Origin of the sequence: Streptomyces sp. NPDC021224 (assembly GCF_044332905.1) — a bacterium.
In the GTDB taxonomy this organism is placed as follows: Bacteria; Actinomycetota; Actinomycetes; order Streptomycetales; family Streptomycetaceae; genus Actinacidiphila.
This window is the reverse complement of record NZ_JBIRPW010000001.1, coordinates 480,368-502,991: the sequence shown is the minus strand read 5'-3', so window position 1 is coordinate 502,991 and position 22,624 is coordinate 480,368. Positions and strand designations below refer to the sequence as shown.

Genomic DNA, 22,624 nt, shown 5'->3' with positions numbered 1-22,624 from the left:
CCGGTCCGCGGGCCGGGGTGCCGCCCGCCGTCAGCGCCCGTAGTAGCGCTCTTCGACGACGGGCGGTACGTCGCCCTCACGTGTCGGCGGGAGCTGACGGCGCTTGAAGATGCTCACGTACGCGGCGAGCCCGATGACGCCCACGGCCATCATGATCAGGCCGACGAGGTCCAGGTTGACCCCCTTGGCGTGCCAGTTCGTCGCGAAGGTGAGGATGCCGCCCGCGGCGATCAGGATGATGCAGCCTCCGATACCCACGGTGTCCGCCTCCAGAGGTGGATTTCGCACGGATTCCTGCTTGCTGTCCTGGTGGATCGCCTGCCCTGCCTTGGGAGTTGCATGCATCGTCTTCAACTTCCTTGCGGAAACCATCACTTGGGGTGTCACCGCGCGGTGCTCCGGTGCGTGAGAAGGGCGGGCAGCGCTTCCTGTCGCCGTCCGGATCGGAGAACTCTTCTATGCGCATGCGGACTTCGGCCTCCGCCGCGGTGGTGGCCGCCGCCGCCCTGATCGCCGCCGGTGCCCTCACCGGCACCGCCTCGGCCGCCCCGCGGCCGGTGGCCGCCGGGAACGGGCCGCTCACCGCCCAGCCCCTGCCGGATGTCAACGGGCGGCTGTACGACGTCGTCCAGTCCGGCGCCCACGTCACCCTGGCGGGCGGCATCGCCCAGGAGGTCGGCGCCGACGGCGACTTCCAGGGGTCGCCCCTGCTGCTCCGCAAGGACGACCGGGACGGGAAGGGCTGGCAGCCGGTGCAACTGCCCAAGCAGGAACTCGGCGAGACCTTCAACGAGATCAACTCGGTCGCCGCCGTGCCCGGCACCGCGGGCCAGGCGTGGGCGGTGGGCCTGGAGCCGCAGACGGCGGACTGCGCCATGCCCGGCCACGAGGCGTGCCCGCCGATCCTCGCCTACCGCTTCGACGGCACGTCGTGGACGTCCGCACCGGTGCCGGTGCCGGCGAACGCGGACGGCGGCGGTCTCAGCCGGGTGGTCGCCAACGGTCCCTCCGACGTGTGGGCGGCCGGCTGGGTGGTCATCGTCGACCACGCCGAGCCGAACCCCCCGCCGAAGCCCGGCGGCTGGCACACCGAGAGCCACCTGGAGGCGCTGGTCGTCCACTGGGACGGCCACGCCTGGAACCGGGTGACCGTGCCCGACCAGCTGTCCTACACCCCGGCGTCGATCGCGGTGTCCGGCGACGACGTCTGGACGGCGGGCTGGACCGACGGGGAGACGCCGGTGGTCCAGCACTGGAACGGCCGCAAGTGGACCACCGACAGGCTCCCGGCCTTCCCGGACGGAGCCGAGCTGTACAGCATCGGCGTGGACGCCACCGGCTCACCGTGGGCGGTCGGCCGCACCTGGCTGGGCGAGGACGACGTGGAGGGCCACGGCCTGCTGCTGCACAGGACCGGCGGGGTGTGGCGCCAGGTCGCGGTGCCGGCCGACGCGGGGCTGCTCACCAAGCTGGCCCTCACGCCGGACGGGGTGGCCGTCTCCGGCTCCGACGTCTCGGCCGCCCGCGAAGGCTATGTCGCGCAGCTCGACGCCACGGGCTGGCACCGCCTCGCGCTGCCCGCCGCCCCCGAGGGCGGCCTGCTCGCCACGGAGGGCATGACGTACAGCCCGCAGCACGGCGTGACGGTCGTCGGCCACCAGGAGGGCGTGGACGGCCCGCTGGCCGGGGACGTGCTCCCGGAGGTGCTCACCCAGCGCTGAACCCGCGGGACCGGGGCTGTCACCTCGGGGCGGTGCCAGGCGTGAGAGGAGCGGACGGAATCCTCCGTCGTCGCTCGGATCGGAGAACTCGCTTATGCGCATGCGGACTTCAGCCTCCGCCGCCCTGGTGGCAGCCGCCGCCCTGATCGCCACCGGCGGCCTCACCGGCACCGCCACGGCTGCCGGTGGGGGTCCGCTGACCGCCCAGCCCGTGCCGCCCGGCAGCGGATCGCTGTATGACGTCACGCAGGTCGGCGACCACGTCACCTACGCGGGCGGTCTCAGCCAGCAGGCCGACGGCACGAAGGTCGTCCGCCAGAGCCCGCTGCTGCTGCGCAAGGACGACCGGGACGGCAAGGGCTGGCAGGCGGTGCCGCTGCCGTCCGAGGGCGTCGGCGTCAGCCAGAACGAGATCAACTCCGTCGCCGCCGTGCCCGGCGCCGCGGGCCAGGCGTGGGCGGTCGGCCTGGAGGGGCGCAGCAGCACGAACTGCGGCTTCCCGCCCGGCTACGAGGTGTGCGGGCCGATCCTCGCCGACCGCTTCGACGGCACCTCCTGGCACGCCGAGCCGGTGCCGACACCGGCGAACTCGGAGGGCGGCGGCCTCACCCAGGTGGTCGCGGCCGGGCCCTCCGACGTGTGGGCGACCGGCTGGCTCCAGATCTTCGACAGCGCGACGCCGACTCCCGGCAAGCCCGGCGGCTGGACCGTCGAGGACCACATGGAGGCGCTGGTCGTCCACTGGGACGGCCACGCCTGGACCCGGGTGACCGTTCCCGACCAGCTGACCTACCTGCCGAACGCGCTCGCGGTGTCCGGGCACGACGTCTACACCGCGGGCTGGGGCGGCGACGACGTGCCGGTCGTCCAGCACTGGAACGGCCGTGCGTGGAGCACCGAGAAGCTCCCGGACCCGGCGTACGGCGGCGAGGTCTACGGCCTCGGTGTGGACGCCTCCGGCAGCGTGTGGGCGGTCGGCCGCACGCTGCTGACCGAGGACGACCGGGGCCACGCCCTGCTGCTGCGCAAGACCGGCGGCGTGTGGCGCCAGGTCGCGGTACCGGCGGACGCGGGGCAGCTCAACGACCTCGCCTTCACGCCGGGCGGCGTCACCGTCACCGGCAGCGTGGTCGGCGGCCGGGACGGCTACGCCATGCGGTCCGACGCGAACGGCTGGCACCGGCTGGCGCTGCCCGCGGCGCCCGCGGGCGGCCTGATCACTGCCGACGGCGTGTCGTACGGCCCGCAGGGCCTGACGGTCGTCGGCCACCAGGAGGGCCCGGACGGGCCGTTCGCCGAGGACGCGGTGCCGCTGGTGCTCGCCCGGAGCTGAGCCCCCCGTGAACGGCGGGCCCGCACCCTCCCCCGGGTGCGGGCCCGCTTCTCTGCGCCTGGAGGCTTCAGGCGCGCAGGAACGCGGTGAGCGCCCCGGCCAGGTACGCCGGGTCGTCGGCGCCGCACAGCTCGCGCGCGGAGTGCATGGAGAGCATCGGCACCCCGACGTCGATCGTGGTGATGCCGTGCCGGGCGGCGGTGATCGGGCCGATCGTCGTCCCGCACGGCATGGCGTTGCTGGACACGAAGTGCTGGAAGGGCACGCCCGCGCTCTCGCACGCGGCGGCGAACAGGCCGCGCCCAGCGCCGTCGGTGGCGTAGCGCTGGTTGACGTTGGACTTCAGGATCGGCCCGCCGTTGGCCCGGGGGTGGTGCGTCGGGTCGTGCCGCTCGGGGTAGTTGGGGTGGACGGCGTGGCCGACGTCGGAGGACACGCACACCGAACCGGCCAGCGCCCGCGCCCGGTCCTCGTAGCCGCCGCCGCGCGCGTGCACGGAGCGCTCCAGCACGTTGCCGAGCAGCGGGCCCATGGCGCCGGTGTCGGCCTGGCTGCCGTTCTCCTCGTGGTCGAAGGCGGCGAGCACCGGGATGTGCGTCAGGCCGCCCGCCTCGACGGCGGCCAGCAGCGCGGCGGTGCAGGCGTGCACCGACAGCAGGTTGTCCAGCCGCCCGGAGGCCAGCAGCTCGCGGTCCCGGCCGAGATAGGCGGGCGGCTGCGTGTCGTACGCCATCAGATCCCACCCCGTGACGTCGTCGGCGTCCAGGCCCGCCTCGGCGGCGAGGAAGGCGACGAGATCCCCGTCGCGCGCCTCGCCCAGGCCCCACACCGGCTGGAGGTGGCGCTGCTTGTCCAGCGTCAGCCCGTTGTCGTTGACCCCGCGGTCGAGGTGGATCGCGAGCTGCGCGACCCGCAGCAGCGGCCGGTCGACGTCCACCAGCGCCGTCGAGCCGTCGCGCAGCGTGAGCCGCCCGGCGAGGCCCAGGTCGCGGTCCAGCCAGCTGTTGAGCAGCGGACCGCCGTACAGCTCGACGGAGATCTGCCGCCAGCCCGCCGCCCCCATGTCGGGCCGCGGCTTGACCCGCAGGTTCGGCGAGTCGGTGTGCGCCCCGACGATCCGGTACGGCGTCTCGGGCCGCGCCCCCGCGGGCACGTACCACGCGACGATCGCCCCGCCGCGGGCCACGTACTTCCCGCCGGCCTCGCCGTCCCACGCGTCCGTCTCCGCCGCCCGCCGGAAGCCCGCAGCCTCCAGCCGCTCCGCCACGGCGGCCACAGCGTGGTACGGCGTGGGCGCCGCCTTGACGAAGGTGGCCAGGTCGTCGGTGTGCGAGCGGTCGAAAACCCGCGGTGCGGAACTCATACCGGCCAGTCTAGAAAACCCGGCCGACAGTCACCCGGGCGGTGACGGGTGACACGGTCGGACGCGGTCACATGCGGTCGATCTCGGTGAGGTCGACGCTGATCGGGTAGGGGACCTCGACCTTGAGCTGATCACGGTGGATGCCGGTGGGGACGTAGGCCTTCGTCGTCGGTTCGAGCTCGAAGACGTACACGGCAGGCAGCCCGCTGTCGGTCATCTCGACCCGCCAGAAGTGCGGGATCCCCGCGTTCGCATACTTACGCGGCTTGGTCTCGCGGTCACGGCTCTCGGAATCCGGCGAGACGACCTCGACGGCAAGCACGACGTCTGCCGCCTCGTACCGGCTCTGCCGCTGGTCAGCGTCGGCGTCCGCGTCGACAACGATCAGGTCGGGCTCGGGCACAGTGCGGGGGGTGAGAACGACGGCCATCTCACGTCGGACCCGCAAGCTCTCCGGGACGGTAGCACGCATGCACCGCTCCAGCAGGTACATGACGAGGGTGTGGAACTTACGCTGCGGACTCACGAAGACGAGGCTCCCGTCGATCAGCTCGGTGTGCGGCGGGAGATCGAGCCGGAAGAAGTCGTCAATGGTGTATCCGTCCACCGGCGGCACCGGCCACGGAGAACCGTCCGGCTGTGCGGGCGCCATATGAGGCGCGGCCTCGGCGGTCATGGTTCCTCCCATGGGCGGGATTCTTGCCGTCCCGTTCAGCGTACCCACACGCGAACGTCCCGCCCCCACCCGAAAGGGTGAAGGCGGGACGTTTCGGCAGGTCAGGGCACCGGAAGTGGAAGGGTGCCTTCCGTCAGACGGGCGTCAGAACGCCTCCTCCGGGAGGTCCATGACGTCGAGGGTGACGGTGTCGGCCATCGCGCGCTGGACGGCGACCTGCGGCAGGACGTTCGTCGCGAAGAACTTCGCCGCGGCGACCTTGCCCTGGTAGAAGGGCACGTCCTTGGCGGAGGCGGACGGCAGCTTGTCGAGGGCGACGCCCGCGCCGCGCAGCAGCAGGTAGGCCACGACCACGTCGCCGGAGGCGAGCAGCAGCCGGGTGGTGTTGAGGCCGACCTTGTAGATGTTGCGGACGTCCTGCTCGGTGGCCGCCAGGTCGGTGAGCATCGTGCCGACGATGCCCTCCAGGTCGGCGGCGGCCTTGGCGAGCTGGTCGCGGGCCTCGGCCAGCTCCTCGCCGCCCGCCGCGTCGGCGAGGAACTTCTTGATCTCCTCGCTGAGCGCGGTGAGCGCCTGGCCCTGGTCGCGGACGATCTTGCGGAAGAAGTAGTCCTGGCCCTGGATCGCGGTGGTGCCCTCGTAGAGGGTGTCGATCTTGGCGTCCCGGATGTACTGCTCCAGCGGGTATTCCTGCAGGTAGCCGGAGCCGCCGAAGGTCTGCAGCGACTGCGCGAGCTGCTCGTAGGACTTCTCCGAGCCGTAGCCCTTGACGATGGGCAGCAGCAGGTCGTTGAGGCCGTGCAGACGGCGGGCGTCCTCGCCGGTCTCCTCCGCCACCTGGATCGCGTCCTGGACGGAGGCGGTGTAGAGGACGAGCGCGCGCATGCCCTCGGCGTAGGCCTTCTGCGTCATGAGCGAGCGGCGCACGTCGGGGTGGTGGGTGATGGTGACCTTGGGTGCGGCCTTGTCGGTGAACTGCGCCAGGTCCGGGCCCTGGACGCGCTCCTTGGCGTACTCCAGCGCGTTCAGGTAGCCGGTGGAGAGCGTCGCGATGGCCTTGGTGCCGACCATCATGCGGGCGAACTCGATGATCCGGAACATCTGCCGGATGCCGTCGTGCTTCTCGCCGATCAGCCAGCCCTTGGCGGGGTGCCGGTCGCCGAAGGTCATCTCGCACGTGTTGGACGCCTTCAGGCCCATCTTGTGCTCGACGTTGGTGGCGTAGACGCCGTTGCGCTCGCCCAGCTCGCCCGTCTCGGGGTCGAAGGCGAACTTCGGCACCATGAACAGCGACAGGCCCTTGGTGCCCGGTCCGGCGCCCTCGGGGCGGGCCAGCACGTAGTGGATGATGTTCTCGGCCATGTCGTGCTCGCCCGAGGTGATGAAGCGCTTGACGCCCTCGATGTGCCAGCTGCCGTCGTCCTGCGGGATCGCCTTGGTGCGGCCCGCGCCGACGTCCGAGCCCGCGTCCGGCTCGGTGAGCACCATCGTGGAGCCCCACTGCTTCTCCACCGCGAGCGCGGCGATCTTCTTCTGCTGCTCCGTGCCCTCCTCGTAGAGGATGCCCGCGAAGGCCGGGCCGGAGGAGTACATCCAGATCGCCGGGTTGGAACCGAGGACCAGCTCGGCGTAGGACCAGATCAGGGAGCGCGGCGCGGTGGTGCCGCCGATCTCCTCGGGCAGGCCGAGGCGCCAGTACTCGGCGTCCATGAAGGCCTGGTAGCTCTTCTTGAACGTGTCCGGCACGGGTGCGGTGTTCGTCTCGGGGTCGAAGACCGGGGGGTTGCGGTCGGTGTCCGCGAAGGACTCCGCCAGTTCGTTCTCGGCAAGGCGCGCCAGCTCGGCGAGGATGTCGCGCGCGGTGTCGGCATCCATGTCGGCGAACGGACCCGTGCCGTACAGCTGGTCGCGGCCGAGCACCTCGAAGAGGTTGAACTCGATGTCGCGGAGGTTCGACTTGTAGTGGCCCATGACGTCGGCTCCGTATCGCTGCTGGTGTCACAAAACGTCTCACCCATGATGCTACCCGTCAGTAATAAGGCGCAAGCCCCGCTCCCGGGATGTGACGGGATCGATCCACCGCGGCCCGCGCCCGGATCCGGGCCCGGGTGCCGCGGAGCGCCGTTACGCTAGGGGCCGTGTACGGCTACGACCAGAGCGCGAATCCGGGCCCCGGGCCGGGTCCCGGCGGACCCGCGCCCATGCCGGGCTACCCCGACCCCGGCGCGCCGATGAACGGCTACGCCGACCCGAACGCCGCGCCCCCCATGGGCGGCGGCTACCCCGAGCCCTCGCCGCCCTCGCTCACCGACGCCGTGCGCGCCTTCACGACCGGCTCCATGGCGGCCGAGGACTTCCAGGCGATCTTCGCCACCTCCCGCGTCTACTGCCCGCGCGGCGACAACCCGGGCTTCCTGGCGCTGCACGACACCCAGCAGCCCGTCATCCCGATGTTCAGCTCGCTCAAGGAGCTGCGCCGCTACGCCGGCAAGGAGTCGAAGTACTTCGTCATCACCGGCGCCGAGGTGCTCGACCTGCTGCCGACCGGCTACGGCTTCGTCCTCGACATCGACGGGCAGCACCGGATGGTCTTCGACGCGAAAGCCGTCGAACAGATGGTCGATTTCACCATGCGCCGGATGTACGGCTGAGGTCCGCCGCTCCTTGAGTCCGTTACGCCCCTTGTGCCCCTTGGGCTCTCGCGCCCGATCGGGTGAGGGAATGGTCACGCGTTGCGAGATGTTCAGTGTTCAACTACATTGGAAGCGCATCGTCCCCGAGGAGGTCCCCCCATGCCCGCCGTGACCGTCGAGAACCCGCTGGCCCTGCCGCGGGTCACCGCACCCGCCGAGGCCCACTCCCGCTCCGCCCTCGCCGTGTCCACCGCCCCGAGCGGCCTGGAGGGCGAGGGATTCCCCGTCCGCCGCGCCTTCGCCGGCATCGACTACCGGCACCTCGACCCGTTCATCATGATGGACCAGATGGGTGAGGTGGACTACGCCGCCGGCGAGCCCAAGGGCACCCCCTGGCACCCGCACCGCGGCTTCGAGACCGTCACGTACATCATGGACGGCACCTTCATCCACCAGGACTCCCACGGTGGCGGCGGCACCATCACCAACGGCGACACCCAGTGGATGACCGCGGGCTCCGGCCTGCTCCACATCGAGACCCCGCCGGAGTCCCTCGTCCTCAGCGGCGGCCTCTTCCACGGCCTCCAGCTGTGGGTGAACCTGCCGAAGGCGGACAAGATGATGCCGCCGAAGTACCAGGACCTGCGCGCCTCCGGCCTGAAGCTGCTCACCTCCGGCGACGGCGGCGCCCTCATCCGCCTCATCGCCGGCGACCTCGGCGGCCACGTCGGCCCCGGCGCCACCCACACCCCCATCACCATGGCGCACATCTCCCTCACCCCCGGCGCCGAACTCACCATCCCCTGGCGCGCGGACTTCAACGCCCTCGCCTACGGCCTCGCCGGCTCCGGCTTCGCGGGCCCCGAGGCCCGCCCCTTCGGAATGGGCCAGGCCGTCGTCTTCGGCAAGGGCGACACGTCCGGCTCCGCCTCCGGGGACGCCCTCACCCTGCGGGCGTCCGAGACCCAGGACTCCCGCTCGGCGAACTTCGAGTTCGTCCTGCTCGGCGGCCGCCCCATCCGCGAGCCGATGATGCAGTACGGCCCCTTCGTGATGAACACCCACGCGGAACTGGCCCAGGCCTTCGACGACTTCCAGGCCGGCCGCCTCGGCACGATCCCGGCGGACTCCCCCCTGGGCAAGTAGCCGCCGTTTTTCCGCGGAAGGGCCCGCTCCCCTGACGGGGGGGCGGGCCCTCGGCCTTTGCCCGGATGGCCGGTTCCCGCGCCCCGGCGTGGATCGTCCGCCCCCGCGGCACCTCCGTCATCGCCGGACGACCTCGCCTTCTGAGTCTGGCCCGGTGGGCTCGCGTGGCGTGCAGGACGGAGCTGCGCGGTCAATGCCGACCTGCTCCGTGCCGCAACGGTCCGTTTGCCTGGTCCCGTTTCGGGCCCGACTCGGTGGGGCGCGCTGTGGTCCTACGGAATCTGTCGGTAGACGTCGCGGCGGTTGGCGACCGTCATTACCCAGACGACCAGTTGGGCGTTCTCGACCGTGTAGACGATGCGGTAGTCGCCGACCCTGAGCCGCATGCGGGCGTCGTGTCCTTGGAGGGCTTTGATGTCGAACGCCGCGACGTCTCCGTTGTCCATCGCCTTCTGGAGTTCGGCGAGGCGGTGGAGGATGCGGAGGGCGTCCGGGCGCGCGATCTTGAGCATGTCCCGCTGGGCATGCGGAGTGAAGCGGGTGACGTAACCCACTGATCAGCCCTCGTGGTCACGGAGCATGGCGGCCATCTCTTCGAGTGAGACCGATCCCTCCGTGCCTTCGGACTCGGCCTCGTCGGCCAACTGGTTCAGCCACGCCTCTTCCGCGTCTTCGGCGAGCCGGCGCAGGCGCTGGTACTCCTGGATGTCGATGACCACGGCTTCCTGCTTGCCGCGGCGGGTGATGATCGTCGGGGTTTCCTCCCGGCGTGCACGATCGATGACGTCGGCGAGGTGGCTGCGGACCTCCGCCATGGACTCGATCACCGGTTCACTCATGTCATGAATGTAGCAGATGTACATGAGAGGGGGTTCGCAGCCGGGAAGGCCCCGAGCGCAAAAAGAGGGCCCCGGCCGGCATCGCCGTCGGGGCCCTCATCTGCTGGTGCGGGTCAGCTCGTGATCGTGCCGACCAGGCCGCTGACGTTGAGGAGTTCGTGGCAGCCGGCGGACTGCTTGCCGGTGGCGGGGGTGCCGGGTTTCTGGCAGGTGACCTCGACGGAGACGGACTCGTTCTGGGCGACCTCGATCGGGGTGACCCAGTGGTAGTCCTGGTTGCGGAAGGTCTCCAGGGCGATCGTGGTGATCTTGCGGTCGCCGAAGGTGATGGTGAGGACGCCCTCGTCGCCCTGGAAGTTGGCGACGACGAGGTCGGTGACGCGGAAGACCTGGCCCGCGGGGACCTGGTAGACGCCGGTCTTGGTCTGCCCGGCGGAGGCCTTGACGTCGATGGTCTGGGAGGCCTGCTGGCTGCCCGCGACGCCGGTGCCGCCCGTGCCGCCGCTGGCGCCGCCGGTGCCTCCGGTGCTGGCCTGGGTGCCGGCGCCCTGGCTCGGGGTCGGGGCGGCGCCCGCGTCGCCGGGATTGGGGGCGTTCTGGGAGCCGGTACTGGGCTGCGGGTGGACGACCTTGTTGGCCGCGGCCTTCGCGGTGCTGCGCACCGTCGGGCGGACCAGTGTGAACCACAGGAGCAGCAGGGCGACGATCGCGGCCAGTACGGCGAGCAGCCAGCGCGGGAAGATCGGGATCTGGACGAACTCGCCGTCCAGCGGCGGCCGCGGGGCCGCGCTCTCGTCGGTGACGGGGATCTCCGGGGTGACCGGCTCCATGGCGTACTCGGTCGCCGTCAGCGCGAACGGCCGGGTGACGGCCTTGCCGAACCAGATCGGCCGCCCGGTGCGCACCAGCAGCCGCAGTTCCGCGGATTCGCCGGGCTCCAGGGCCACGCGCGTCGGTGAGAACGCGAACTTCAGCTCGTCGCCCGCCTGGCCCGGCGTGAAGCCCGCCCGCACCGGGGTGTTGCCCTGGTTGCGCACCGCGAGCCGGTAGCGGCCGCGCAGCCAGCCGCGCCGCCGGCGCGGCAGCAGTTCGGTGCGCAGCTCGTGGAACTCGCTGATGTGCACGGTGGTCTCGGGCACCCGTACGGCGTCGGGGTGCTCGGCGGGCAGCACACGTACCGCGAGGGGCACCGCGCCTGCCCGTACCTCCGGGGAACGTGGTGGATCCAGGCGGATGGTCACGGTCTCGGCGGTGCCGGGGTAGAGGGAGACCCGCGCGGGCTCCACGGTCGACCAGGGCGCGCAGTCCCCGACGACCTCCAGGCTGTACGCCTCGACGATGTCGCTGTCGTTGCGGACGGTGAGCGTGGTCGTGGCGGTGCCGCCGGGGGCGACCGCCACTTCCGGAATGTCGAGACCGGACGCGCCGGTACCGGAAGAGGCTGCAGAAGGCGTCACGCACGCGAGCGTAGATCCGTGGACGGGGCCGACACGAGGTGTGACGAGGGCAATACAAGGGCAGAAGTAATGCCCGGGAAGTCAGAGCAACTATGTTGTTGTTGAACAGAGTTGTTCCATTAATACGACTGACACGCAGTCGGTCAACGGCCCGTGCGACCCTCGCCCGACGTACTCCTCCGACGCCACTGACCGCCCCTGCGTGCACCCGATGCTTCCGAAAGCCCGTCACCGAACACCTACAGAACTTGCGGAACGCATGACACTCGTGCCATGCGCAGAGGAGAGCCTGAACCATGTCCGTAGTCGCGTCACACGAACCCGCCCCGGCCCGGGTGGCCTCCGCAGCCCCCCGGGTTTTACTCGACACGCGTCCGGCCCGGGTGACCGTGGCCGTCCATGCCGCCGACCTCGTCCTTCGCGTCGGCATCGTCCAGCAGCTGCGCCAGCGCCCGGAGATCGAGCTGGTCGACGGCCCGGACGCGGACCGGGCCCAGGTCACGCTCGTGGTCGTGGACGGCGTCGACGACCAGGTCGCCGCGCTGCTGCACCGGCTGCGGCACAACAACGCCACCCGCACCGGGCTGATCGCCGGCAGTCTCGGGCCCGGCGCGCTCCAGCGGGTCATCGAGTGCGGGGTGGCCGCCGTGCTGCGCCGTGCCGAGGCGGACCAGGACCGGCTGCTGCACCTGGTCAAGGCCATCGCCAACGGTGAGGGCGTGCTGCCCGGCGACATGCTGGGCAAGCTCCTCACACATGTCGCGAGCCTGCACCGCTCGGAGCTGGAGCCGCAGGGCCTGTCGCTGTCCAGCCTGACGACACGTGAGGCGGACATGCTGCGGTTGGTCTCGGAGGGCATGGACACCGCGGAGATAGCCCGGAAGACCGCGTACTCCGAACGCACCGTCAAGAACGTACTGCACGAGGTCACGACGCGTCTGCAACTGCGCAACCGGGCCCACGCGGTCGGCTACGCGCTGCGCAACGGACTGATCTGACGGCCGCGGACCGTACCCCGGGGGGAGCCGCGGTTTCCCGAAAGCACATCGCTGCTTCCCCCGGATACGGCCCGCGCGCCCTGCCGTCCGGGGCCGCCGCCCGGCAGGCTGGCAGGGTCGCACCCCGTACGGCCGCGCAGGCGCACCCGCGCACGCCGGTACGGCCGCACACGTACGGCCGCGCGCCCGTACGCGCACCCGAACGCCGCAGCACCCTGGGAGGGGACCGTGACCGGACCTGCCGACCCCCGCAGGCGCTTTCGCCTGGGAAGAGCCGGGGTGTCGCTGCTGCTGCTGGTCCCGCTGCTCGGGGCCACCGCGGCCGCCGGGGGAAGCGGCGGCGGCAGCTCCGCCGCACCGCGCGCGGCCGCCGCGGCCACGGGCGCGGACGACCGGATCACCTACGCGGGCACCAAGCACCGCAGCCTCGGCCAGGTGACGGCGCAGGACACCAAGAACAGCACCCCGCTGTTCGGTGACGGCCCCACCCACTACGACACCCAGCCGGCCGCGCTCGGCGACCAGCTGGTCTTCGCCAGTCTCCGCGACGAGCCGAAGCCGCAGATCTACCTGCGGTCCGCGGACGGCTCGGTGCTCAAGCTCACCAAGGGCATGGACGCCGCGCACCCGCGGCTCACCCCGGACGGCGGCTCGGTCGTCTTCGACGCCGCGGAACCGGCGGCGGGCGGCGGCACCCAGCGCGACCTGTGGCTCGTCCACACCGACGGCACCGGCCTGACCCGGCTCACCGACACCCCGGACAACGAGGAGAGCCCCACCGTCTCCCCGGACGGCAAGCGGATCGCGTTCTCCTGCGACAACGACCCGCTCACCGGCCCCCAGATCTACGTCCGCGACCTCGACGGCGGCCCGCTCACCCGGGTCAGCGACCCCGCCGACGGCCCGGCCACCGAACCGGTGTGGAACCCGGTGGACGACGACGCGCACCGCGACCTCATCGCCTACACCGCCACGATCCCGCCCGACAGCGGCCCGCGCCTGACGGGGGCCAAGGCCGTCGCGGCGGCGGTCGCGAACGGCAGCCCGCGGCTGCGGGTGACGGACGGCACGACCGACCAGCCGTTCATGGCGGGCAACTACGCCTCCTGGCGGGCCCACGGGGCATCCTGGCTGCCCGACGGGAACGAGGTGGTCTTCCTCAGCCCCGAGGTCACGTGCAGTTGCGAGGGCGACTTCGACCATGTCTTCCGTACCACCCTGCACGCGGACGGCGAGCCCTCGCTCGTGCTCACCGAGGACCGCGAGGTCACCTCGCCGACCTGGTTCGGCCCGATCGACGGCGGCGGCGCGATCGTGGAGCGCGACACCGCGGCCAACCCCTGCATCGTGACCCTCCAGGACGTCCGGATGGACGGCTCCGACCCGCGCGACCTCGGGGTGACGATCCTGGAGGAGGACCCGGCGGCCTGGACGAACACCGACCCGAAGAAGAACCCGCTGTTCGTGCCCGCGGCCGGCTACGACCCGTGGAGCGAACGGCAGAACTACACGCCGGACGGCCGCCGGATCGTCGTGACCCGCTTCGAGGACGTCGATCCCGGCAACCCCGACTCCGCGCGCATGGAGCGGATCTGGCTGGTGGACGCGGACGGCACCCATGGCGACTTCATGCCGCTGGCCGAACGGAGCGCGACCGACTGGGACACCGACCCGACCTTCTCTCCCGACGGCAAGTACATCGCCTTCACCCGTACCTCCCCCGGCGGCGTCCTGGACGCGGCCGGTCCCAGCACCGTACTGATCGCCGATGCCACGACCGGCGCGATCACCGGCAGGATCACCCCGCCGGCGGACGCGGCGCAGGGACGGGACGCGCAGCCCACCTGGTCGCCGGACGGCACGATGCTCGCCTTCACGCGGGACACGACGGACCAGGGCGGCCAGAAGCACATCTGGACCGCGCCCGTCGCGGACCTCGCCGACCAGCACGACGTGACCAAGGACAACTGCCCGGACGGTTGCGCGGTCATCGACGACAGCCCGGCCTTCTCCCCGGACGGCCGCGGCATCGTCTTCAACCGCAAGAACTGCGACTGCCGCGAGGGCGAGTACGACGGCCTGCTCCAGGTCGCCGCGGACGGCAGCGGCTGCAAGGTACTGCTCCCGCAGGGCGCCCGCGGCAACGCCTGCACCACGGAGCTGCCCGACACCTCGCAGACCGGCCCCTTCCAGCCGCGCGACGCGGCCTGGACGGCGGACGGCAAGGGCATCGTCTTCACCTCACGTGAAACCGACGCTCCCAACAGTCCGGAGCACCTGCGGCTGCTGGACCCCGCGACCGGCACCGTCACCCCGCTCACCGCGGAGCTGGCCGGGCGGCAGAAGGAGCCGTCCGTCCAGCAGTCCGTGGACCTCGCGGTGGACGCGCCCGGCACCGTGCCCCCGGTCACCGTGGGCACCCCCACCACCGTCACCGTGAACGTGGTGAACCACGGCCCCGCCGCCTCGCCCGGCACGGTGCTGACGGTCCTGCCGCCCGAGGGCGTCCGGGTCACCGGCATCACCTGGCCCGGCCACACCTGCGTGGCCGCGTCGCTGCAGTGCGACGTCGGCGTCGTGCCGCCGGGCGAGAGCGTGCCGGTGACCGTCACGGTGATCGGGGACGTGCCCGGCGACGCGCCCATCCGCTGGCACGTCACCGGCAGCGTCATCGACCCGCTGCCCGACGACAACGACGGCGACACCGTGGTGCCCGTGCGGGAGGCGCCGCCCACCACACCGCCGCCCACGACACCCCCGCCGACCACGCCTCCGCCGACGCAGCCGCCCGCCCCGCCCGCGCCCAAGGCCGGGCCCGGTGTGCACGTCACCGCGCAGCCCAATCCGGGTTACGTCGGCGGCAAGGTCGTCGTCAGCTACACCGTGCGCAACGGGCGCAACGCCCTCGCGACCGGCCTGCGGCTGCGGATCGGGCTGCCCGCGGGCCTGCCCGACTCCGGGCCGCCGCCGGGCTGCGACAGCTCGTGGGTCTGCGCGCTGCCGGACCTCAAGCCGGGCCGCAGCGTCGTCGTCACCGTCGTACTCAGCCCCGACAAGGCGCTCACCGGCACCGTGACCGGCCGTCTCACCACGACCGGCACGGACGCCGACCTGAGCGACAACACCGCCCGGCAGAAGCTGCGGATCCTCCAGCCGGTGATCATCGCGGTGCCGCCGATCGGCAAGCCCGGCTTCGTGACCTCGGTCCGCGGCAAGGACTTCCCGCCCGGCGTCCCGGTACGTTTCACGTGGAACCCCGGCATCACCGCGGCGGCCGCGCCCACCTTCCCCGGCAAGGACGGCACCTTCATCGGCCAGCTGCTCATCCTCACCAAGGACCAGACCGGCCCGCGCACCATCACCGCCACCGGCCCCGGATTCACCTGCGAGCCCATCGACTTCCTGGTGGTCAGCGGCAGTATCCAGCCGCCGGACGAGGTGACCCGCCGGTGATCCACGAAGTCGACGAGGCCCTCGGCCGGCTCATCACCGAATCGGGCCTGGAGGCGTCGGGCGTCGAAGTGGTCTTCGACGCCCCGACGAAGGAATGGGCCGCGCGCCGCGGCGGCCCCACGGTGTGCGTGTTCCTCTACGACATCCGCGAGGACGTCAGCCGCCGCGGCAACGGCGCGGGGGAGATCTACGACGAGGAGGGGCACGTGGTGGGGCGGCGCACCCCGCCGCGCTGGTTCGACCTGACCTACCTCGTCACGGCGTGGGCGACCCGCCCGCAGGACGAGCACATGCTGCTCTCCCAGATCCTCGCGACGCTGACCTCCACCGAGACGCTGCCCGCCCGGCTGCTGGGGGGCTCGCTGGCCGAACTGAACCTCCAGGTCGGCCTGGACACCGCCGGTACGGGCATGGACGCGCCCGCCGCCGCCGACGTCTGGTCGGCCTTCGGCGGCGAACTCAAGGCCTCGGTGTCGGTACGGGTCCGCGCCCCGCTCGCCGGTGTCACCCGGCAGACCGCGCCGCCCGTCACGGAGGGCCTGGTGCTGCGCACGACCGACCCCGTCCACACCGCGGAGGAGCCCGACCCCGGCCGCCGGCTGCGCTACCGGGAGGTCAGCGACCCGGGCCCGGACGGCTTCGCGGGCCCGCGCGACCGCGGCGCCCCACCCGCGCGCCGCCGTCGCGGGGAGCGCCAGCCGTGAGCACGGTGGCCGCGAACCTCGCGGAGGAGGCACATCCGGAGGGGGCGCCCACCGGGGAGCCGGACTTCGACCTCTGGGAGCGGCTCGCCGTCGTCGAGGGGTGGGTACGGGGAGCCGTCGAACGGCGCCGGGGCGACGACCCGGACCCGGACGACCCCTACCGGGGGCAGTACCTCACGCCCGAGGCCGCGCAGCGCATCCTCGACGGGCCCGGCGGACTCGGCATGCCCGCCGCCGGGAGCTGGCGGCCCGCGCCGGGCACCGTGCTCGACGGGCTCGCCGCCCGCTTCGGGCTCACCGCGCTCGACCTGGACCTGCTGCTCGTCGCCCTCGCCCCCGACCTGGACGCCCGCTTCGAGTCGCTCTACGGCTACCTCAACGACGACCTGACGCGCCGCCGCCCCAGCGTCGGGCTCGCGCTCGAACTGTGCGGCCGCACCGGCATGTCGGCGGACCGCTTCCGGCTCGCCCCCGGCGCGCCGCTCGTCGAGGGCGGCCTGCTGGAGGTCAGCGAACCCGAACGGCCCCCGCTCTCCCGGACGCTGACCGTGCCCGACCGGGTGACCGCACACCTGCTGGGCGGCTCCCGCCCCGACACCCGGCTCGCCGCCGTCCTCGGCGAGGCCGCGCCGGACCCGGCGGCCGAGCCCGCGCGGGTCCGGGCGGTGGCCGCCGCGGCGGCCACCGGGACGGGCCTGGTCCACCTGCGCAGCCGTGGCGGCGACGCCGAGGGCCTCGCCGTCGCCGCGCTGCGCGCGGCCGGGCTGCGCCCGCTCGTGCTGGACGCGGCGGCGCTCGCCCCGCGCGCCGCGGAGGTGCTGGACATCGCCCGCGCCGCCGCCCGCGAGGCGCGGCTGACCGGCGCCGGGGCGGTGCTCGGCCCGCTGGAGGCGCTGCCCGACCGGCCCGCCGAACGCGCCCGCGTGCTGGGGGAGTTGTGCGCGGCCCTGCGCGGCATCCCGTTCCTCACGCACGGCGGCTCCGCCTGGGACCCGGCGTGGGCGGCGGACGGCCCCGTCGTCCTGACCGTCCCCGCGCCCTCCCCCGAACGCCAGGCCGCCCGCTGGCGCCACGCCCTGGACGAGGCCGCCCACGCCGTACGCCCGCAGGATTCGGCCGCCGACGCGGCCGTACGCCCCGAGGGCCCAGCCCCGCAGGAGGCCGCCGCGCTCGCCGCGTCCGTCGCCGCGCACCGGCTGGACGCGCGGCAGCTGCGCCGGGCGGCCGACGTGGCCGTGCGGACCGCCGCGCTCGCCGGGCGCCCGGTCGCGGCGGACGACCTGCGTACCGCCGTCCGCGCGCAGAACGGCGCGGGCCTGGAACGGCTGGCCCGCCGGGTGGAGCCGGGCGTCGGCTGGGACGACCTGGTCCTCCCGCCGCCGACCCACCGCAGGCTGCGCGAGCTGGCGCTGCGCGCCCGGCACCGCGACCAGGTGCTGGGGCAGTGGGGGATGCGGCCGGGCGGCGGCCGCGGGCGCGGCGTCATCGCGCTCTTCTCCGGCGAGTCCGGCACCGGCAAGACGATGTCCGCCGAGGTGGTGGCCGCCGACCTGGGCATGGACCTCTACGTCGTGGACCTGTCCACCGTCGTCGACAAGTACGTGGGCGAGACCGAGAAGAACCTGGAGCGGATCTTCACCGAGGCCTCCGCCGTCAACGCGGTGCTGCTCTTCGACGAGGCCGACGCGATCTTCGGCAAGCGCTCGGAGGTGAAGGACGCGAGCGACCGGCACGCCAACATCGAGTCGGCGTACCTGCTCCAGCGCATGGAGTCCTTCGACGGCATCGCCGTGCTGACGACCAACCTGCGGGCGAACCTCGACGCGGCCTTCACCCGCCGGATCGACGTCGTCGCCGACTTCCCGATGCCCGACGCCGGGCGCCGCCGGGACCTGTGGGAACGCTGCCTCGGCGAGCGGCTGCCGCGCGCCGCCGACCTGGACCTGGCCTTCTGCGCCGAGCGCTTCGAGCTGGCGGGCGGCTCCATCCGGGCCTGCGCGGTAACCGCCGCCTACCTCGCGGCGGAGGCGGACGGCCCGCTGACCATGCGCCAGGTGGTGACGTCCATCGCGCAGGAGTACCGCAAGCTCGGCCGCCTGGTCCTGGCGGGCGAGTTCGGCCCCTGGCTCGCGCAGATCACCGACACCTGACGACCGGCCGCGCGCCACGCCCCGGCAGGTCCGCGCACACCGTCCGACCTGCTGTGGCGCGCTGCGCCGCCGGTCGTCCGGCGGGAGTTCCGGAGCGCGCTCGCGGGGTCACGCTGCGGGTCCGCAAAGGGCAGCGGGCCTGCCCCCCGGCAGGTCCGCGGGTCTCTGGCCGGTGCGGGTGTCTGCTCCGCAGACTCGGGCTGGAGACAGGTGATCCGCAGCCGGATCCGCAGCCGGTATGGACGCGAAGGAGCGAGTATGGCGACGTACCTCACCCCGGGTGTGTACATGGAGGAGGTGCAGTCCGGGGCGCGGCCGATCGAAGGGGTCGGCACCGCCGTCGCCGCGTTCGTCGGCTTCGCCGAGGCCGGACCGTTCCACGCACCGACGCTGGTGACCAGCTGGGACCAGTACAGCCAGCTCTTCGGTGGCTTCACCGAGGGCACGTACCTGGCGCACGCGGTCTACGGCTACTTCGCCAACGGCGGTGGCGCCGCGTACATCGTGCGCATCGGCGGTGCGGCGGGCACGGGCGCGGACAGCGCGCAGCCGGCGGTCGGTTCGGCGGAGCCCGTCGAGCTGGGCGGCTTCACCGTCGTGGCCAAGCCCGGTGCGGCCGGTCTGACGGTCGAGGTCGCGGACGCGGAGGGCGACAGCCCCGCGGAGGACCGCTTCAAGCTGCTGGTCAAGCAGGGCGACAAGGTCGTGGAGACCTTCGACGCCTCGACCCGCAAGAACGTCCGCGCCTACCTGGTGACCCAGGCGCGCGGGTCGAGCTACGTCGAGGTCGCCGAGAAGCGCGGCAGCACCCAGACCCGCCCGGCCAACGGTGTGACCGCGCTGGCCGACGGCCCGGCCCCGGCGGGCCGCGGCGGCTCCGGCGAGGTGCAGCGGCTCAGCCCGTCGGAGTACGTGGGCGACACCGCGGCCCGTACCGGCTTCGGCGGCCTGGAGACGATCGACGAGATCACCATGGTCGCCGTCCCGGACCTGATGAGCGCCTTCCAGCGCGGTGCGATCGACGCCGAGGGCGTACGCACCGTGCAGCTCGCCGTCATCGCGCACTGCGAGCAGATGGGCGACCGGGTCGCCGTGCTGGACGCCCCTCCCGGGCTCTCCGCGCAGCAGGTGCGCACCTGGCGCAACGACGAGGCGGGCTACGACTCCCGCTACGCGACGCTCTACTACCCGTGGGTGCGGGTCTTCGACCCTGCGCTCGGCCACAACACCATCGTCCCGCCGAGCGGCCACATCGCCGGTGTGTGGGCGCGCAGCGACGTCGAGCGCGGGGTGCACAAGGCCCCCGCGAACGAGGTCATCCGCGGCGCGGTGGACCTGGAACTGCGGCTCAGCAAGGGCGAGCAGGACCTGCTCAACCCGATCGGCGTCAACTGCGTGCGCGCCTTCCCCGGCCGCGGCATCCGCGTGTGGGGTGCCCGCACCCTCTCCTCCGACCCGGCCTGGCGCTACCTGAACGTGCGCCGGCTGTTCAACTACCTGGAGGAGTCCATCCTGCTGGGCACCCAGTGGGTGGTCTTCGAGCCCAACGACGACCGGCTGTGGTCCAGCATCCGGCGCAACGTCACGGCCTTCCTCACCGAGGAGTGGCGGCGCGGCGCGCTGTTCGGCCGCACCGCCGACGAGGCCTTCTACGTCAAGTGCGACCGCGACAACAACCCGCCGGAGTCGATCGACCAGGGCCGTGTGGTGTGTGAGATCGGCGTCTGCCCGGTCAAGCCCGCGGAGTTCGTGGTCTTCCGGCTGGCGCAGTTCTCCGACAGCACCAGCCTCATCGACGAGTGACCGCGGCGACCGCGACAGCGACTGCGACCGCGACAGCGACCGCGAACCAGCGACGTAGCAAGGAAAGGTGACGGGAAGTCATGGCAGAGGGCGACGCGCTTTCCACCCACATCTTCGGCGTGCAGCTCGGCGGCTACCTGGTGGAGTCCGTCCAGGAGATCAGCGGGCTGACCGTCGAGGAGGAGGTCGTCGAGGTCCGGCAGGTCAGCTCCGACGGCAAGCAGATCATCCGCAAGCAGCCCGGTGCCCGGCTGGCCGGTGAGATCACCATCACCCGCGGCATCGACAAGAGCAGCGAATTCACCAAGTGGATCAAGGAGACGCTCAACAAGGGAGCCGTCAACACCGCTCGGCAGAACCTCACGATCGAGATCAAGGACTCCGAGGGCAGCACGGTCCGCCGTATCCAGCTGATGCAGGGCTGGGCGTCCAAGTGGGAGGGCCCGTCCCTCAACGCGGGCCAGTCGTCCGCGGCCACCGAGTCCGTGACCATCGTGTTCGAGGAGATCGTCGTCGAATGAGGCGCCGTACGGTCAGCGCGGGCAGCCTGGAGGAGATCCTCGAGGCGACGGCACCACTCGTCCGCACGCCGGACCAGCAGCCGGAGCAGACGGGGGCCGCCGCACCGGCAGCCCCCGCCGCCCCGGCGGCGGCCGCCCGGCGGCAGCAGGCGCTGCGCGACGAGTTCGAGTTCGAGCTGCCGCGCGGCTACGTGGACGACGAGGGTGTCGTGCACCGGCACGGCGCCATGCGGCTGGCCACGGCCCGCGACGAGCTGCGCCCGCAGATCGACCTGCGGGTCAAGGAGAACCCGGCGTACCTGAGCGTGGTCCTGCTCAGCCAGGTCATCACCCGGCTGGGCCCGATCACCGACGTGCACGCCGGGATCGTGGAGCGGATGTACGCGACCGACGTCGCCTTCCTCCAGGACTTCTACCGGCGGGTCAACAGCGAGGGCCACACCCGCGCGGCCGTGACCTGCCCGCACTGCGACGGCGGCTTCGAGGTCGATCTCTCGGGCGGGCGCCTGGGGGAATCGTGACGTACGCCCTCCCCCGGCTGCGGGAGGAGATCGCGTACATCGCCTACCACTTCCACTGGGCGCGCGAGGAGATCCTCGACCTCACGCACGACGAGCGGCGCCAGTGGGTGAACGAGATCGCCCGCATCAACACCCGTATGAACGAAGGCGGTTGAGCACATGGCATGGCGGGACAGGCTGCACCGCCGGCCCGCCGGCGGCTCCGCCGGGCCTGTCGCGGAGGGCGCCGACGCGCCGGTCGCTTCCCCCGCGGGCGGTCCCGCCGGGGGCGCCGGTGCGGGCCGTGCCATGCCCCCCGGGTGGGACGGCGGATGGCGGCGGACGTCACCGCCCGAACTGACCGTCGCCCGCTCCGCGTCGGGCGTGAGCGACGGCCTGGTCTTCCGGGGCCGCCTCGCGTCGTGGCAGAACCCGATGTTCGACAGCGGCCTCGGCCACGCGGTCTCCCCGAGCGCGCCCGCGGGCGTGGCGCGCGGGGTGACCCGGCCGCCCGCCCCAGGGCCCGTGCCCGCTCCGCGTGCCGGGCGCGGGGGTCCGCTGCTGCTCAGCGCGGTGGGGGACGGTACGGCGGGGGGCCCGCCCGCCACCGGTACGGCCGCCTCCCGGCCGCTCGTGCCCGCCGCCGACTCCCCCGCGACGCTCACCGGTCCGGCTCCGGCGGTGCAGCGGGCCACGACCGTTTCCGCTTCCGCTGCGGCGGTGCCGATACCGCTCGTACGGCGGGTCGCCGTGGTACCCGGTACGGGGGAGGCCCCGCCCGTCGCGGGCCGCGACTCCGCCGGTGGGGCCCGGCGCACCGCCGGGGACGTCCCGGCCGTACGGCCCCGCCCGGTGGGGCCGTCGCCGGTCGTCGCACGCCGCCCGGCCCGTCCGGCGGTGCGGCGGCTGAGCGCGCTGCGTCCGCCGGTCGCGCCCGAGGCGGCCCCGGTGCAGCGGGCGGGGGGCGCGTCCGGAACCGCCTTTGTACCGGCGCCGGGCGGCCGGGAGCCGCAGGGGGCCGGTGCCGCTTCTCCGGCGGTCGGCGGGATGCCGGTGGTGCAGAGGGCGGAGGGGGCTTCCGATGCCACGGGCTCCGGACCACAGACGGGAGGGCCGTCCGGCGCCGGTTCGTCCGGGGCTGGGGGCGTGCAGCGGGCGGTGCCGCCGCTCGGGGGACGTGACCCGCTGGCTGACCTGCCGGACGCGGCGCCGTCGGTGCCTGCGTCCGGGGCCGCGCCCGCGGCCGCCGGGGGGCTCCCGGTGGTGCAGCGCGCGGAAGGCGCTGCGGAGGGCGGAGGCTCCGGGCCGCGCGCCGGGAGCGGTGACG

At 73.0% G+C, this 22,624-nt stretch carries 19 protein-coding genes; 12 read left to right on the top strand and 7 right to left on the bottom strand.

The genetic code is table 11. The annotated features are described in order from the left end of the window. Positions 1 to 30: 30 nt before the first annotated feature. Positions 31 to 258 carry a hypothetical protein gene (locus ACH4PY_RS02210; RefSeq protein WP_398176026.1) on the bottom strand — a complete coding sequence of 76 codons (228 nt, stop codon included), beginning with the start codon at positions 256 to 258 and terminating at the stop codon, positions 31 to 33. A 206-nt stretch (positions 259 to 464) separates the two neighbouring features. Here ACH4PY_RS02210 and ACH4PY_RS02205 point away from each other — a divergent pair, with 206 nt between their 5' ends. Next, positions 465 to 1,721 (top strand): hypothetical protein, encoded by a 1,257-nt coding sequence (locus tag ACH4PY_RS02205; RefSeq protein WP_398174927.1) that lies wholly within the window; start codon positions 465 to 467, stop codon positions 1,719 to 1,721. 100 nt (positions 1,722 to 1,821) lie between these two features. Continuing rightward, entirely contained in the window at positions 1,822 to 3,054 is a 1,233-nt protein-coding gene (locus tag ACH4PY_RS02200) for a hypothetical protein (protein ID WP_398174924.1), read from the top strand. Positions 3,055 to 3,121: 67 nt separating this feature from the next. On the opposite strand, the gene ACH4PY_RS02195 is transcribed toward ACH4PY_RS02200, so the two are convergent. From ACH4PY_RS02195 to ACH4PY_RS02185, 3 genes are all read right to left on the bottom strand, one after another. Then, on the bottom strand, positions 3,122 to 4,417 hold the full coding sequence (locus ACH4PY_RS02195) for a M18 family aminopeptidase (protein WP_398174921.1): 1,296 nt from the start codon (positions 4,415 to 4,417) through the stop codon (positions 3,122 to 3,124). A 67-nt stretch (positions 4,418 to 4,484) separates the two neighbouring features. Then, positions 4,485 to 5,093 carry a Uma2 family endonuclease gene (locus ACH4PY_RS02190; protein ID WP_398174918.1) on the bottom strand — a complete coding sequence of 203 codons (609 nt, stop codon included), beginning with the start codon at positions 5,091 to 5,093 and terminating at the stop codon, positions 4,485 to 4,487. Between the two features lie 144 nt (positions 5,094 to 5,237). Next, entirely contained in the window at positions 5,238 to 7,064 is a 1,827-nt protein-coding gene (locus ACH4PY_RS02185; RefSeq protein ID WP_398174915.1) for an acyl-CoA dehydrogenase, read from the bottom strand. Positions 7,065 to 7,231: 167 nt separating this feature from the next. Here ACH4PY_RS02185 and ACH4PY_RS02180 point away from each other — a divergent pair, with 167 nt between their 5' ends. Beyond that, positions 7,232 to 7,744, top strand: a complete 513-nt coding sequence (locus tag ACH4PY_RS02180; protein WP_398174912.1) for an SseB family protein — start codon at positions 7,232 to 7,234, stop codon at positions 7,742 to 7,744. Positions 7,745 to 7,885: 141 nt separating this feature from the next. After that, positions 7,886 to 8,872: a pirin family protein gene (locus ACH4PY_RS02175; protein ID WP_398174909.1), complete on the top strand. Its 987-nt coding sequence runs from the start codon at positions 7,886 to 7,888 to the stop codon at positions 8,870 to 8,872. 272 nt (positions 8,873 to 9,144) lie between these two features. Here the strand turns inward: ACH4PY_RS02175 and ACH4PY_RS02170 are convergent, their stop codons facing one another. From ACH4PY_RS02170 to ACH4PY_RS02160, 3 genes are all read right to left on the bottom strand, one after another. After that, complete coding sequence (locus ACH4PY_RS02170; protein WP_398174906.1) at positions 9,145 to 9,426, bottom strand: type II toxin-antitoxin system RelE/ParE family toxin; 282 nt, start codon at positions 9,424 to 9,426, stop codon at positions 9,145 to 9,147. Between the two features lie 3 nt (positions 9,427 to 9,429). After that, positions 9,430 to 9,711, bottom strand: coding sequence for a type II toxin-antitoxin system Phd/YefM family antitoxin (locus ACH4PY_RS02165; RefSeq protein ID WP_398174903.1), 282 nt, complete (start codon positions 9,709 to 9,711; stop codon positions 9,430 to 9,432). A gap of 113 nt (positions 9,712 to 9,824) precedes the next feature. Next, positions 9,825 to 11,168 (bottom strand): hydrolytic protein, encoded by a 1,344-nt coding sequence (locus ACH4PY_RS02160; protein ID WP_398174900.1) that lies wholly within the window; start codon positions 11,166 to 11,168, stop codon positions 9,825 to 9,827. A gap of 296 nt (positions 11,169 to 11,464) precedes the next feature. On the opposite strand from ACH4PY_RS02160, the gene ACH4PY_RS02155 reads away from it, so the two are divergent. The 8 genes from ACH4PY_RS02155 to ACH4PY_RS02120 all read left to right on the top strand — a co-directional run bounded on the left by ACH4PY_RS02155 (position 11,465) and on the right by ACH4PY_RS02120 (position 21,473). Next, entirely contained in the window at positions 11,465 to 12,166 is a 702-nt protein-coding gene (locus tag ACH4PY_RS02155) for a LuxR C-terminal-related transcriptional regulator (RefSeq protein WP_398174897.1), read from the top strand. Positions 12,167 to 12,451: 285 nt separating this feature from the next. Further along, positions 12,452 to 15,619: a hypothetical protein gene (locus tag ACH4PY_RS02150; protein ID WP_398176024.1), complete on the top strand. Its 3,168-nt coding sequence runs from the start codon at positions 12,452 to 12,454 to the stop codon at positions 15,617 to 15,619. Then, positions 15,616 to 16,323 carry a DUF4255 domain-containing protein gene (locus ACH4PY_RS02145; protein ID WP_398174894.1) on the top strand — a complete coding sequence of 236 codons (708 nt, stop codon included), beginning with the start codon at positions 15,616 to 15,618 and terminating at the stop codon, positions 16,321 to 16,323. Before ACH4PY_RS02150 ends, ACH4PY_RS02145 begins: the two co-directional genes overlap by 4 nt. Next, complete coding sequence (locus tag ACH4PY_RS02140) at positions 16,320 to 18,473, top strand: ATP-binding protein (protein WP_398174891.1); 2,154 nt, start codon at positions 16,320 to 16,322, stop codon at positions 18,471 to 18,473. Before ACH4PY_RS02145 ends, ACH4PY_RS02140 begins: the two co-directional genes overlap by 4 nt. A gap of 258 nt (positions 18,474 to 18,731) precedes the next feature. Beyond that, complete coding sequence (locus ACH4PY_RS02135; RefSeq protein WP_398174888.1) at positions 18,732 to 20,276, top strand: phage tail sheath family protein; 1,545 nt, start codon at positions 18,732 to 18,734, stop codon at positions 20,274 to 20,276. Positions 20,277 to 20,356: 80 nt separating this feature from the next. Beyond that, positions 20,357 to 20,797, top strand: coding sequence for a phage tail protein (locus ACH4PY_RS02130; RefSeq protein ID WP_031512817.1), 441 nt, complete (start codon positions 20,357 to 20,359; stop codon positions 20,795 to 20,797). Continuing rightward, positions 20,794 to 21,318 carry a hypothetical protein gene (locus ACH4PY_RS02125; protein WP_398174884.1) on the top strand — a complete coding sequence of 175 codons (525 nt, stop codon included), beginning with the start codon at positions 20,794 to 20,796 and terminating at the stop codon, positions 21,316 to 21,318. Before ACH4PY_RS02130 ends, ACH4PY_RS02125 begins: the two co-directional genes overlap by 4 nt. Beyond that, complete coding sequence (locus ACH4PY_RS02120) at positions 21,315 to 21,473, top strand: DUF6760 family protein (RefSeq protein ID WP_199923323.1); 159 nt, start codon at positions 21,315 to 21,317, stop codon at positions 21,471 to 21,473. Before ACH4PY_RS02125 ends, ACH4PY_RS02120 begins: the two co-directional genes overlap by 4 nt. Positions 21,474 to 22,624: the final 1,151 nt, after the last annotated feature.

Coding starts and splice junctions, on each gene's coding strand:
- ACH4PY_RS02125 (WP_398174884.1), top strand. CDS start 20,794: ATGAGGCGCCGTACGGTCAGCGCGGGCAGCCTGGAGGAGATCCTCGAG.
- ACH4PY_RS02130 (WP_031512817.1), top strand. CDS start 20,357: ATGGCAGAGGGCGACGCGCTTTCCACCCACATCTTCGGCGTGCAGCTC.
- ACH4PY_RS02135 (WP_398174888.1), top strand. CDS start 18,732: ATGGCGACGTACCTCACCCCGGGTGTGTACATGGAGGAGGTGCAGTCC.
- ACH4PY_RS02200 (WP_398174924.1), top strand. CDS start 1,822: ATGCGGACTTCAGCCTCCGCCGCCCTGGTGGCAGCCGCCGCCCTGATC.
- ACH4PY_RS02155 (WP_398174897.1), top strand. CDS start 11,465: ATGTCCGTAGTCGCGTCACACGAACCCGCCCCGGCCCGGGTGGCCTCC.
- ACH4PY_RS02175 (WP_398174909.1), top strand. CDS start 7,886: ATGCCCGCCGTGACCGTCGAGAACCCGCTGGCCCTGCCGCGGGTCACC.
- ACH4PY_RS02190 (WP_398174918.1), bottom strand. CDS start 5,093: ATGACCGCCGAGGCCGCGCCTCATATGGCGCCCGCACAGCCGGACGGT.
- ACH4PY_RS02165 (WP_398174903.1), bottom strand. CDS start 9,711: ATGAGTGAACCGGTGATCGAGTCCATGGCGGAGGTCCGCAGCCACCTC.
- ACH4PY_RS02195 (WP_398174921.1), bottom strand. CDS start 4,417: ATGAGTTCCGCACCGCGGGTTTTCGACCGCTCGCACACCGACGACCTG.
- ACH4PY_RS02185 (WP_398174915.1), bottom strand. CDS start 7,064: ATGGGCCACTACAAGTCGAACCTCCGCGACATCGAGTTCAACCTCTTC.
- ACH4PY_RS02205 (WP_398174927.1), top strand. CDS start 465: ATGCGGACTTCGGCCTCCGCCGCGGTGGTGGCCGCCGCCGCCCTGATC.